This window comes from Clostridium mediterraneense, from assembly GCF_900091705.1.
GTDB lineage: Bacteria > Bacillota > Clostridia > Clostridiales > Clostridiaceae > Sarcina > Sarcina mediterraneense.
Window position 1 is genome coordinate 612,227 of the sequence record NZ_LT594785.1, and the last position, 12,320, is coordinate 624,546.

Annotated in this window: 9 protein-coding genes, 8 tRNA genes, 1 riboswitch and 1 other annotated feature; of the genes, 14 read left to right on the plus strand and 3 right to left on the minus strand. The window is 27.5% G+C overall.

Translation table 11 applies throughout. The annotated features are described in order from the left end of the window. The first annotated feature begins 1 nt into the window (after nucleotide 1). Both BN8917_RS04910 and BN8917_RS04915 read left to right on the plus strand, forming a co-directional pair. The gene (locus tag BN8917_RS04910; protein WP_066871442.1) at nucleotides 2-850 is read left to right on the plus strand and encodes a homoserine O-acetyltransferase/O-succinyltransferase family protein; all 849 of its coding nucleotides are present in this window, start codon (nucleotides 2-4) and stop codon (nucleotides 848-850) included. 152 nt (nucleotides 851-1,002) lie between these two features. After that, nucleotides 1,003-3,243, plus strand: a complete 2,241-nt coding sequence (locus BN8917_RS04915) for a tetratricopeptide repeat protein (protein ID WP_066871445.1) — start codon at nucleotides 1,003-1,005, stop codon at nucleotides 3,241-3,243. 67 nt (nucleotides 3,244-3,310) lie between these two features. Here the strand turns inward: BN8917_RS04915 and BN8917_RS04920 are convergent, their stop codons facing one another. Further along, a complete protein-coding gene (locus BN8917_RS04920; RefSeq protein WP_066871447.1) occupies nucleotides 3,311-3,538 on the minus strand; it encodes a hypothetical protein in 228 nt (75 codons plus the stop codon). Nucleotides 3,539-3,740: 202 nt separating this feature from the next. Here BN8917_RS04920 and BN8917_RS04925 point away from each other — a divergent pair, with 202 nt between their 5' ends. Both BN8917_RS04925 and BN8917_RS04930 read left to right on the plus strand, forming a co-directional pair. Beyond that, nucleotides 3,741-4,445, plus strand: a complete 705-nt coding sequence (locus BN8917_RS04925) for an ABC transporter ATP-binding protein (protein ID WP_066871450.1) — start codon at nucleotides 3,741-3,743, stop codon at nucleotides 4,443-4,445. Then, nucleotides 4,438-6,012 (plus strand): hypothetical protein, encoded by a 1,575-nt coding sequence (locus tag BN8917_RS04930; RefSeq protein ID WP_066871452.1) that lies wholly within the window; start codon nucleotides 4,438-4,440, stop codon nucleotides 6,010-6,012. Before BN8917_RS04925 ends, BN8917_RS04930 begins: the two co-directional genes overlap by 8 nt. 59 nt (nucleotides 6,013-6,071) lie before the next feature. Here BN8917_RS04930 and thrS read toward each other — a convergent pair whose 3' ends face one another. Beyond that, nucleotides 6,072-8,003, minus strand: coding sequence for a threonine--tRNA ligase (gene thrS, locus BN8917_RS04935; protein ID WP_066871456.1), 1,932 nt, complete (start codon nucleotides 8,001-8,003; stop codon nucleotides 6,072-6,074). An 87-nt stretch (nucleotides 8,004-8,090) separates the two neighbouring features. Next, nucleotides 8,091-8,304: a binding site (T-box leader), on the minus strand. A 326-nt stretch (nucleotides 8,305-8,630) separates the two neighbouring features. Between thrS and BN8917_RS04940 the strand changes: the two genes are divergently transcribed. After that, a tRNA-Leu gene (locus tag BN8917_RS04940) sits at nucleotides 8,631-8,718 on the plus strand. A gap of 162 nt (nucleotides 8,719-8,880) precedes the next feature. On the opposite strand, the gene BN8917_RS04945 is transcribed toward BN8917_RS04940, so the two are convergent. Next, nucleotides 8,881-9,294, minus strand: coding sequence for an HNH endonuclease signature motif containing protein (locus BN8917_RS04945; protein ID WP_096030711.1), 414 nt, complete (start codon nucleotides 9,292-9,294; stop codon nucleotides 8,881-8,883). Nucleotides 9,295-9,524: 230 nt separating this feature from the next. Between BN8917_RS04945 and BN8917_RS04950 the strand changes: the two genes are divergently transcribed. The 9 genes from BN8917_RS04950 (at nucleotide 9,525) to BN8917_RS04990 (ending at nucleotide 12,257) form a co-directional block, all read left to right on the plus strand. Then, nucleotides 9,525-9,601 (plus strand) — tRNA-Arg (locus BN8917_RS04950). A gap of 5 nt (nucleotides 9,602-9,606) precedes the next feature. Then, nucleotides 9,607-9,681 (plus strand) — tRNA-Gln (locus tag BN8917_RS04955). Between the two features lie 4 nt (nucleotides 9,682-9,685). Next, nucleotides 9,686-9,759: transfer RNA gene (locus tag BN8917_RS04960), tRNA-Gly, on the plus strand. 12 nt (nucleotides 9,760-9,771) lie between these two features. Beyond that, nucleotides 9,772-9,848, plus strand: a tRNA-Lys gene (locus tag BN8917_RS04965). A 21-nt stretch (nucleotides 9,849-9,869) separates the two neighbouring features. Further along, nucleotides 9,870-9,946: transfer RNA gene (locus BN8917_RS04970), tRNA-Lys, on the plus strand. 22 nt (nucleotides 9,947-9,968) lie between these two features. Beyond that, nucleotides 9,969-10,045, plus strand: a tRNA-Lys gene (locus BN8917_RS04975). A gap of 121 nt (nucleotides 10,046-10,166) precedes the next feature. Then, nucleotides 10,167-11,012 carry a pyridoxamine kinase gene (locus BN8917_RS04980; RefSeq protein ID WP_066871462.1) on the plus strand — a complete coding sequence of 282 codons (846 nt, stop codon included), beginning with the start codon at nucleotides 10,167-10,169 and terminating at the stop codon, nucleotides 11,010-11,012. Between the two features lie 76 nt (nucleotides 11,013-11,088). Beyond that, nucleotides 11,089-11,213: riboswitch (SAM riboswitch) on the plus strand. Nucleotides 11,214-11,351: 138 nt separating this feature from the next. Continuing rightward, nucleotides 11,352-12,167: a Na+/H+ antiporter NhaC family protein gene (locus tag BN8917_RS04985; RefSeq protein WP_084748489.1), complete on the plus strand. Its 816-nt coding sequence runs from the start codon at nucleotides 11,352-11,354 to the stop codon at nucleotides 12,165-12,167. 16 nt (nucleotides 12,168-12,183) lie between these two features. Beyond that, nucleotides 12,184-12,257: transfer RNA gene (locus BN8917_RS04990), tRNA-Gly, on the plus strand. Nucleotides 12,258-12,320 lie beyond the last annotated feature (63 nt).

The window sequence follows — 12,320 nt, forward strand, 5'->3', positions numbered from 1 at the left end:
AATGACTATATATCTTTCTAAGAATTTAAATGGAATATTACCTCTATCAAAAGACTTTGATATAAAAGTTGTAGAGGATAAACAAGATATTAAGACTATTGGTGTCTTAAATTTAATGCCTACAAAATGTGAAACAGAAACTCAAATATTAAGATTATTGTGTGAAACTAGAAAAGAATTAAAAGTAGAATTTATTAGACTTGATAGTTATAAGCCTAAAAATATACCTTATGAGTATATAGTAAATAATTATAGGAGTTTTAGTGAAGTTAAGGAAAGTTTAGATTTGCTTATAGTAACAGGAGCTCCTTTAGAAAAATTAGAATTTAATGAAGTTGATTATATAGATGAACTTAGAGAAGTTTTAGATTACACAAAATTAAATATAGAAAAATCTTTATATATCTGTTGGGGAGCACAGGTAGCTTTAAACCATTTTTATTCTATAAGAAAGAGATTAAAGAACGAAAAGATATTTGGATTATTCTCACATGAAATTTTAAATGGGGATAAAATTTTAAGTGGGATAGAAGGAGGTTTTAAAGCACCACATTCAAGGCATACTTCTTTAGTAAAAGAAGATTTAGATAAATGCAATAAGCTAAAACAGATAGCAAAAACACAAGAGGGAGAAGACTTTCTTTTAAAAGGTGAATTTAATGATTATTATATATTGGGGCATATAGAATATGATAAAGATACCTTAAAGAATGAGTACCTAAGAGATATTAAAAAGGGCTTGAAGATAAATAAACCAAGGGGCTATTTTATAAATGATAATATAGATGAGGGAATAAATTTTAATTGGAGAGAAGATGCAATTAAATTTTATAAAAACCTAATAGATTAAATTAAGGACTGTCTTATAAAGGCAGTCTTTTTTTATTGGGATTTATATAATTTTTAAATAGAGGTATTTATATAAATATAATTAATACGATACTTAAATATAATAGTGAGAATGACTTGGAATACAAAATAAAAAGGTAAGGAATTTATTATATGAAATTTTTAAAAGAATTTAGCTTTATAAAAAATATTAGAGAGTTTATAGGATTTAAAAAATCTGTATTTTATTTATTGTTATATGTAGTAATTTTAATATTTATAATTGTACTTAATTCAACTAGCTCAAGAGTTGTAATGGCCATGTTTTTAATAGTTTCTGGGCTCAATTTTATTTCTTCAACAAAAAGATTTCAAGAAAAGTTTAAAGATAAAAAGTTTAAGGATCTTAGTATTAAACTTAAAATATTTTTTTCTTTAATTACAATAGTAGTTTATATAGTAGTGATAAATTCAAATATTTATTCTCATAATAGCCCTCTAATAACATATTCAATTATTATGTGGATAGCATTTATTTTGAGATATACGGAAGGTATAATGCGTACAATAGTAGCTTTAATAGGTTTTAGTGTTACACTTATTTATTTAACAGTGAGAGTTGTAAATGACTTAGATGGAGGGGGAAGCATAATAGTTATTATAGCTCTAGCTATAGGATATCTTTTTATTAGAAGAAAAGAGGAATTAAATAATAAGAATAAAGATGAAGATAGGAAATGGAGGGTCTTAAGAAGAATACTAATTATAGGATTTATGATTTTAGTTATAATTCCCAATGGTATTATTATTGTTTCAAATATAGCTTATAAGCAAAGTGAGAGTAAATCACCATTAAAGCTACCTTATAGTAATAGTGTACAAGCAGCCTTAAATTTATACGTTAATATGCCTAAGATATCACCATTTGAAGATTCAGCTTATTATTTAATGGCAAAAAATAAGTATGATTCTAAGAACCAATACTTTGCTATAGATGCCTATGGTAATTATGGTTATTATAAAGATGATTTAGATAAGTTTAATATAGATGAAGCAATAAAGTATCATAAAAAAGCTTTAGAAAAAGGGGAAGAAAGTGATCAGTATTATGAAAATTTATATTCACTTATTAATTTATATTATTTAAAAGGTGAGATGAATTCAGCCTTTAAGCTTATAGATAATTGTAAAAATAATAAGATGAAGGATTTAGTATTTTTAGCAGAAGGTATTATGAATTTAAAGATACAGGAGTATGATAAGGCGATACAATCATTTAATAAAGTTAATGGTGAAAAATATATACGAGATGCTTATCTATTAAAAGGAGATTATAAAAAGTTTATAGAATATTCTGATGCACCTTATAGAGTAATACGTAATGATAAAGATGGATTTGATTATTTGAAGATTGAAAATATATTAAAAGAAATTGATTATATTAATGTAGATAACATAGTATCTGAATTAGAAAATAGTAGTGAGGATAGCAATGGTATTGTATTTAAGAAATATAACAGTAATTTAATATCAGATGAGTTTAGGGGGAATCTAAAAGGAAAGTTTACTTTTAACAATATTCCAATGAATGGTTCGTTAATGATACTTAGTAAAGATGCATATAAGACATCTTTACTAGGGGCAAGAAAAACATTTGAGGATATTCAGAGTTTTTGTTACTTAAAAGATGATGGAAGTTTTGAATTTAATAATATTCCAGAGGGGCTTTATGAATTATCAATCTTAATTCCAAGACAAAAAGCAATAGAACTAAGAGGTGAAGATTTATCACAGAAATTTTTTGTTTCTAAATATATAAGTATAGAGAGAAATAAGGATAATAATTTAAATATAGATGAAAGAGACTTTAATAATAAGAATTTTAAGTTCTATTCAATGGAAGCTAATAAAGAAAAAATTATTCTTAAATCTGATAGTAATGGGAATTTTGAAAATCCTTTAGAGATATTTAAGCAAGATAGTAAAAGTGAAATTAATTTTTATAAAATATTTGTTAAACAAGGTGCTAATAGTTTAGAGAATGAATACTATCTAAGAAGAGTAAATAGTGATGTTAAAAATAATTATTTCATTGGAGAATCAGAAGTTAACGCTAAGAGTTTAGAGATTAATTATCCAAGTGAAGTATTAAAATCTATGAAGGAAGATAGATATGATAAAGTTCTTTCTTATTATGAAGAGGAGTATAAAAAAGATAAGAATAATGAATTTACTTTGCAAATGTTAATTAAATTATATACAACTGGAGTAAATGAACTTGGTGATAAAAAAGATGTAAATAAAGCTATTAAGCTTTCAGATGAGTTATATAAGATAAATAATGATGATAGTTTAGATAAACAAGTTAAAAAATTTATTTTAGATAATTATAGAGTATTTTATCTTACTTATTAATAATATATTTTGAAAGACAAAAAATAAGCTGTTTGTGAAGTTAACACAAACAGCTTATTTAACTTATCTATTTTTTAAATATATTTTTTATCTTATCAAAATTAAAATTATTTACATTCATACTAGTTGTTGTTTTACCTTTAGCTGCTGCGTAAGAAGCGTATCCAACACAAAGTAGGAAACCATATACTCCTAATAGTGCTCCAACTCCTGCCCAAAGTATGAAATTTAAACCTTTTTTATTAGCGTAATATCCTGAAACACCAGCCCAAAGAGCTACAACTATAAGATTCATGAATATTTTCCTCCTTTGTTAAGTAATCTCATCTGTTATTTAGAGTATACAATATGAATATAATCAAAACTTAAACTAAGTGTAAATTAAATAAAAACATTATTATATATTTAAAATTCAATTGACTAACTTATATAAAAAATCTAATATATGTATATATAAGGAAAAAATGTATTAATATTAGGGTGAGGGTGGAGAATTTATGAGATTAGTTTTAGAGAATATTAATAAGATCTTTGAAAAGAAACAGGTATTAAAAGATGCTAGCTTTATTTTTGAAAAAGGTAAAATATATGGTTTATTAGGTAGGAATGGAGCTGGTAAGACTACATTATTTAATTGTATTAGTAATGAAATTACTTATGAGAGTGGAAGTATAAAGCTTATTGAGGAAGAGAAGAATATATTAGATTTTTCTAAGATTGGCTTTGTTTATTCTAATCCAATGCTTCCAGACTTTTTAACAGGTTATGAGTTTATAAAATTTTTTATAGATATTAATAAAAAGACAATTAAAGATTTAAAAGGTATTGATGAGTATTTTGATATTATCAAAATTAATAAGGAAGATAGACATAGGTTAATTAAAGGGTATTCATATGGAATGAAAAATAAAATACAGATGCTTTGTTTCTTAATAACCAAACCACCAGTAATATTACTAGATGAACCTTTAACATCTTTTGATGTAGTAGTTGCACATGAAATAAAACAATTATTAAAAGAAATGAGACAGAATCATATACTTATTTTTTCTACTCATATCTTACAATTAGCAACAGATCTTTGTGATGAGATTGTTATATTAAATAATGGAGAGTTAGAATCAATAGATTCAGAAGAAATACATAAGGATGATTTTGAAGATAAAATAATGGAGATATTAAAGGAGACAGAGCATGTTTAAAAGCTTTTTTGCAAGAGAGACTATAATAGCTGTAGAAAATGCAAATGTATATATCTATTATTTAAGAAAATTACCTGTGATAGGTAAGTATATACCAGAATCACTTTATGAAAAAACTAATATAAAGAAAATAATTGCTATAATTATATATATATTTAGATGGTTATTTGAGTTAGCTATGAATATTCTGTTTTTCTTTGTAATGATATTATTACCAGTAAACTTAGTTAGTAATAAATTAAATTTAGTACAAGGAGATACATCAAAGCAAACATTGATATTATATTTAATATTTTGCCTTAGTTTTATTATTGGTTCTGTAATTAACTCAGCTATGTATCATATAGACAAAAGAGAAAGTATGTTAATTGAATTTATGCATGTGGATCAAAGAAAATGTTATTTAAGTTCTTTTGTGAGAAACTTATTAGTGGATATAATTAGTTTTTCTATATTTTTATTAGTTTTTGGCTTTGGAAAGAAGACTTTATTAATAATTATAGGTCTTATAGCTTCAAGATGTATTGGGGTAGCAAGTACATTAATAACTAAAAATAAGATAAAAACATATATGCTTTTATTACTTATTCCTACTTATGGTATTTTAGCTTTAAAAGCTGAATGGATATTATTAATTAATTCTAAATTAGAGTTAATAGTTTTTATGGTACTTATTTTATTAGCTATTCCAAGTCTTATTTATATTTTAAGATATAAAAATTATACTATTCTAGCTAAAGAATCAATAGAAAAATTAAATTCATTTATTCAAAAGACTAGTGGGGGAGCAACTGTAGGAATTAAGATAGATGAAAAGAGTATTAAAGAATCAGATATATACACAACTAAATATGATAACAAAGAAGGATATGATTATTTAAATAGTATATTTTTTGATCGTCATAAAAAGTTAGTTAGAAATGCTTTGAGAAATAGAATATATATTATAGTAGCAGCTATTGGTATATTAACTATAACTGTTTATCTAAGCCCTAATAATTTAAAGAATACAATTTGGGATATGATGTTAGATTCACCTAAAGTATTATTAATAATTATGTATTTTATATCTACATCTCAAGATATTTGTAAGGCTTTATTTTATAATTGTGATATTTATTTATTAAGATACGGTTATTATAGGGAAGCTGGAGTCATAACAAAAAATTTCTCAATCAGAATGAAGAAAATTATAGTATTAAATTTACTTCCTGCAAGTGTAATAAGTTTAGGATATATATGGATAACTATATTAATGGGACATGCGAAAGATTTAATTTTAATAGTACCAATAATTATAACTGTTTTTGTCCTAGCTAGTTTCTTTGCGATATTCAATTTATTTATGTATTATATATTCCAACCATATACAACAGATGCAAAGGTAAAAGGACCTATGTTTAAAATAATTAATTGGATTGTTTATCTTATATGTTATATGGCTTGGCAAAATGATTCAATTGGAGATGCTATAGCTAAAATATCAATAATAGTGGCAATTTTATTTATTCCAATTTCATATTTTATAATATATAAATATTCAGAAAAAACCTTTAAGATACGTTAGAGTTTAATAGAAAATCTCCAAGCAGATATTTAACTGCTTGGAGATTTTATTTTAAAGAATTAGTTTTCTTTATTATCTATAACTGATTTGATGTTTGAAAGGAATGTTTCAAAGGCCATTGAACCTTCATCTCCATTCTTTCTGCTTCTAACTGAAACTTCGCCCTTAGCTTCTTCTTGTTCTCCAACAACTAAGATGTAAGGAACTCTTTCAAGTCTAGCTTCTCTTATCTTATAACCAAGTTTTTCTGATCTATGGTCAACTTCAACTCTGATACCATTATTTCTAAGTTTTTGAACAACGCTATCAGCATAATCAGCATATTTATCTGATAATGGAAGAACTTTAGCTTGAACTGGTGCTATCCATGTTGGAAGTGCTCCTGCATATTTTTCAATAAGCATAGCAAGTGTTCTTTCATAACATCCGATTGAACTTCTGTGAACAATGTAAGGTCTCTTCTTTTCACCATTCTTATCGATATATGACATGTCAAATCTTTCTGCTAAAGCAAAGTCAACTTGAACTGTGATGATTGTATCTTCTTTTCCATGAACGTTCTTGAATTGAACATCAAGTTTTGGACCGTAGAAAGCAGCTTCACCATCAGCTTCTTTAAAATCGATATTTAAGTGATTTAACATTTCTCTCATTAAGTTTTGAGTTGTTTCCCAAGCTTCTGGGTTGTTGATATACTTGTGAGTATCGTTAGCATCCCACTTTGAGAATCTGTAAGTTATATCATTTTCAATTCCAAGAGTTTTCATAACATGTTGAACTAAATCAACAGCTTCTCTAAATTCATCTTCTAATTGTTCAGGTGTACATACAATATGTCCATCAGCTAAAGTAAATTGTCTTACTCTGATAAGTCCATGCATTTCTCCTGAAGCTTCATTTCTGAATAGAGTAGAAGTTTCTGCAAATCTTACAGGTAAATCTCTATAACTGTGTTGTGTTGCATTATATATTTGATATTGGAATGGACATGTCATAGGTCTTAGAGCAAATACTTCATCATCTTTTTCTTCATCTCCAAGTACAAACATACCATCTTTATAGTGATCCCAGTGTCCTGAAATCTTGTAAAGGTCACTCTTAGCCATTAAAGGAGTTTTTGTTATTTGGTAACCTCTTTTTTCTTCTTCATCTTCAATCCATCTTTGAAGAACTTGAACTATCTTAGCTCCTTTAGGCATTAATAATGGAAGTCCTTGACCAACAGCTTCATTTGTTGTAAATATTCCAAGTTCTCTTCCAAGTTTGTTATGATCTCTTTTCTTTGCTTCTTCAACAGCTTCTAAGTAAGCTTCAAGTTCAGCTTTTTTAGGGAAAGTAGTTCCGTAAATTCTTGAAAGCATTTTATTATCTTCGTTACCTCTCCAGTAAGCTCCTGTAGCTCTTAATAATTTTATAGCTTTAATTGATTTTACTGACATTAAGTGAGGTCCAGCACAAAGATCTGTGAAATCTCCTATTTTATAGAATGAAATAACTTCATCTTCAGGTAAATCATTTATAAGCTCAACTTTATAAGGTTCATCCTTAACAAGTTCTAAAGCTTCTGCTCTTGGAAGAACAAAGTATGATATTTCTGGATTTTCCTTAACAATAGCAGCCATTTCTTTTTCTAATTTTTCTAAATCTTCATTTGAGAATGATCCATCTTTATCAAAATCATAGTAGAATCCATTTTCTATTGCAGGTCCTATAGCAAGTTTTGCTTCTGGGAATAATCTTTTTACTGCATAAGCAAGAATGTGAGAACTTGTATGTCTGAAAGCATCCTTACCTTCTTGTGAATCCCATGTGCATATTTCAAGATTACAATCTTCTGAAACTTCGAATCTTAAATCTTTAACTTCTCCGTTTACCATTCCACACATAGCATTTCTTGCAAGTCCAGCACTAATTTCATTTGCTATGTCTAGAATAGAACTTCCTTTTTTTACTTCTTTAATTGAACCGTCTTTTAAAGTGATTTTAATCATTAAAAAAACTCCTTTCGTATATATAATTATTCTACGGGGTAAAAAATCTATAAAATAAAAAAGCCCCCGTCTCTTTTCTATTTAAAGAAAAGGGACGAGAGTTCGAATTCCCGTGGTTCCACCCAATTTGCATAATTAAAAATTAACCATACCACTTAAAAAACTTTAACGCAGTTAATACGGACTGGATTAGAGTCACTCCGAGGTAGTTTTCGGCTAATTCCATCTGAAAATACTCACAGCTAATGTATTTCCTCTCTGAAGATTTATCAAAGCTTACTCGTCTCATCATCGTTTTGATTATTTAAGATAAATTATAAAACTTTAGATTATTAGTGTCAATATAATAAAATATAAAAAGACCTATTTTTTATATTTTAAAATTTTAATGCATATCTTACTTTAAATAATAAAATTATTTCTAATATATAATATAGATAAATTATAGTAAAGTAGTGTTAAAAATATTCTTTACTATATTATAATAAAAGCAAAAAGTAAAAGCTGGGAAAAGAAATAAGTAATTATTAAATTTAGCTTATGTTAAATAAAAATAAATTAATTGAAAACTTTTTTCAAAAAAGGTATTGAAATTTATTTTTATTTGATATATAATAATTTTATCGAGCAGATGTGGCGGAATTGGCAGACGCGCTAGACTAAGGATCTAGTGTCCGCATAGGACGTAAGGGTTCGACTCCCTTCATCTGCACCATCAGAGACTTTAAGTTCTTATTACTTTAATAGTAATGAGAGCTTTTTTTATTTTAATATTTAAACTTTAGTTATTATATAAAAAAATGTATAGTTAAAATATTTATATTAAAACTATACATAATATATTTCAAAATAGAAAAATTCTAATTTATTATTTAATTTATAGTATCTCGGATTTTATTATAAGTTCATTTAAAATAAAATCTTCAATAAATTCTTCAGAATATCTTTTATTACACATAAGAAATAAAATTATATCTTCCCTTTTATATCCCTCTTTATATATAGATAGTTTATTTTTTAATTTTTTAGCACTTCCATTTGAAAGTCCTAATATATCTATTATTTCTTTTAAAGGGTAATATTTTTTAGTTAGGGTAGAGTAGAGGTTATTTTGAAGTTCTAATTTATATTTTAAGTCAGTTAATTTATTTTTATGGGGGCCAGTAGATCCTCTATGATGTAATGCACAAAGATATTTGAAGTTTAAATTGAAATCTAATCCGCCTTCATTTCTATGAATGATATGATGTATATCAGCTTTTTTACCACAAATTTCGCAATACAAAATGATAACCTCCTAAAAAAATAATCTTTATTTTAAGATAACATATAATTTAAAAGTAGACAAACACTAGTATTTATCAGGCTTTGTGAATATCATTATAATATATTTAAATTTTTTTAAAAAAAGTGTTGACACTTGTACTCTTATAGCATATAATAATTTTTGTGGTTGAGAGCGAAACAAAAAAATACCTCACCACGACAAGTAATTTAATAATCTAACGACAAAATAGTTATGTATCTTTAGCTCAGCTGGATAGAGCAACGCCCTTCTAAGGCGTGGGTCTGGGGTTCGAATCCCTAAAGGTACACCATAAGTTGGGGTATAGCCAAGCGGTAAGGCAACGGACTTTGACTCCGTCATTCACAGGTTCAAATCCTGTTATCCCAGCCAATTTGCGGGTATAGTTCATTGGTAGAACGTCAGCCTTCCAAGCTGAATAGGCGAGTTCGATTCTCGCTACCCGCTCCATTTAAATAATATGCACCATTAGCTCAGTTGGTTAGAGCACCTGACTCTTAATCAGGGTGCCCTGGGTTCGAGTCCCAGATGGTGTACCACTTTTTTAAAAAATATAATATGCACCATTAGCTCAGTTGGTTAGAGCACCTGACTCTTAATCAGGGTGCCCTGGGTTCGAGTCCCAGATGGTGTACCATTTTTTAAAAAATAAATAATATGCACCATTAGCTCAGTTGGTTAGAGCACCTGACTCTTAATCAGGGTGCCCTGGGTTCGAGTCCCAGATGGTGTACCATTAAAGCAGTAAAATATACTGCTTTTTTTTGTTCGTTTAATATTGTTTTGTATCCATACAATTGATTGGTGGAAAATAAAGGTATATAATTAATTTATTTAAAAAGAGAGAAGGAATAAAAATGTATCAAATTAAAAAAGTTATGGCTATTCATGATATATCTTGTTATGGAAGAGCTTCATTGACAACAATAATTCCTACTTTATCTATAATGGGAGTTCAAGTATGTCCACTTCCAACAGCTATCTTATCTACTCATACTGGTGGTTATGGAAAACCAGAGCAAGTTGATTTAAGTAATTTTATAGATAATGCAAAGAATCATTGGAAAGAATTAAATTTAGAGTTTGATTGTATTTATACAGGTTATTTATCAAATGCATCACAAGTAAAATTAATAAAAGATATAATAAAAGATTTTAAATCAAGAAATAAACTAGTAGTTATAGATCCTGTAATGGCTGATGAAGGTAAGCTTTATAGTAATATAGGAGTAGATATGGTGGAAGCAATGAGAGATTTAATCTTAGAAGCTGATATTATAACTCCTAATATAACAGAAGCAGCTTTTTTATTAGGAAAAGATTATAATGATATATTTGATTTTGAGGAAGTTGATATATGGGCGATAAAGCTTGCAGATTTAGGAATTGATAATGTTGTTATAACAAGTGTCCCAAGTAAAAAAGGAAGTAATTATATAGATACTATAAGTTATGATAGAAAAACAGAAAAACTTATAAGGATATCAGTAGAAAAAGTTAATAAATATTATCCTGGAACTGGTGACTTTTTTGCTTCTATTTTAATAGGTGAAATTTTAAATGGAGTAAATATACAAGAAGCAGCTAAAAAAGCTAGTGAATTTATTGGATTATCTATAGCTGAGAGTGCCAAATATGATTATAATTCCAAGGAAGGAATACTTTTAGAAAAAGTATTACCCCAATTGTTAAAAAAATATTAATTTAGAAAGTTAAGCATTGTATTGTAAAAAAATTAATAGTAAAATATCATTAAAATTAAATTAAGAACTTTTTATTATCTTATCCAGAGTGGTGGAGGGACTGGCCCTATGAAACCCGGCAACCAATATATTTAGGTTAATTATATCTAAATTTAGAACGGTGCTAATTCCAGCAGTTATTAGAAGACTGATAGATAAGAAGATTACTAAGCGTTTTGAGTATTAACTTCTGTCTAAAAACAGGAGTTTTTTTTATTTATGTAAGAATTAGACTACGGAGAGTTTTTAGATAAAAACAAATGATAATAGAAAGTCTCTAAATGAAGGGGGATGCAAATTATGAAAAAACAAAAAGGAAGTGCGTTAGCACTATTACCATTAATAGTTTTTGTAGTATCTTATTTAGGTATGTCATTAATTTTAGATGATTTTTATGCAGTATCTATATTAGTTCCAGGACTTTTAGCTGCTATAGTAGCTTTATTTATGAATAGAAAAATAGGCTTTGAAAAAAGTTTAGAGCATTTTTGTAAAGGTGCAGGAAATAGTAATATTATATTAATGTGTTTAATATTTATTTTAGCAGGAGCTTTTGCAAAGGTTGCTAGTTCAATGGGAGCAGTAGAATCAACAGTTAACCTAGGTCTTACTGTACTTCCAAAAGGAGTTCTTGTAGCTGGAGTATTTGTTATATCAGGTTTTATAGCAATATCATTAGGTACTTCAATGGGGACAATAGCTGCTATAGTTCCAATAGCTACAGCAATAGCAGAGAAAACAACATTATCTTTGCCTCTTATAGTGGGAGCAGTTGTTGGTGGAGCTATGTTTGGTGATAATTTATCAATTATTTCAGATACAACAATAGCGGCAACTAGAACTCAAGGTTGTAATATGAGAGATAAATTTAGAATGAATTTTAAAGTAGTGCTTCCAGCAGCTTTAATATCAATAGTTTTATATGTTATTTTAGGTTCAGGAGCACAAATTTCATCACAAGCATATGATTATAGTTTAATAAAAGTTGTTCCTTATCTTGTAATACTTATTTCAGCTTTAGCAGGAGTAAATGTAATTATAGTTTTAAGTGGTGGAATAGGACTTGCAGCTATAATTGGATTTATGACAGGCTCAATGGATTTAANCAAAAAATAATAAATTTATAATACCTGCGGGTATAGTTCATTGGTAGAACGTCAGCCTTCCAAGCTGAATAGGCGAGTTCGATTCTCGCTACCCGCTCCATTTAAATAATATGCACCATTAGCTCAGTTGGTTAGAGCACCTGACTCTTAATCAGGGTGCCCT

Excerpts from the sequence above, each read along its gene's own strand:
- BN8917_RS04930 (WP_066871452.1), top strand. The coding sequence starts at position 4,438 with ATGTTTAAAAGCTTTTTTGCAAGAGAGACTATAATAGCTGTAGAAAAT.
- BN8917_RS04980 (WP_066871462.1), top strand. The coding sequence starts at position 10,167 with ATGTATCAAATTAAAAAAGTTATGGCTATTCATGATATATCTTGTTAT.
- BN8917_RS04915 (WP_066871445.1), top strand. The coding sequence starts at position 1,003 with ATGAAATTTTTAAAAGAATTTAGCTTTATAAAAAATATTAGAGAGTTT.
- BN8917_RS04910 (WP_066871442.1), top strand. The coding sequence starts at position 2 with ATGACTATATATCTTTCTAAGAATTTAAATGGAATATTACCTCTATCA.
- thrS (WP_066871456.1), bottom strand. The coding sequence starts at position 8,003 with ATGATTAAAATCACTTTAAAAGACGGTTCAATTAAAGAAGTAAAAAAA.
- BN8917_RS04925 (WP_066871450.1), top strand. The coding sequence starts at position 3,741 with ATGAGATTAGTTTTAGAGAATATTAATAAGATCTTTGAAAAGAAACAG.
- BN8917_RS04920 (WP_066871447.1), bottom strand. The coding sequence starts at position 3,538 with ATGAATCTTATAGTTGTAGCTCTTTGGGCTGGTGTTTCAGGATATTAC.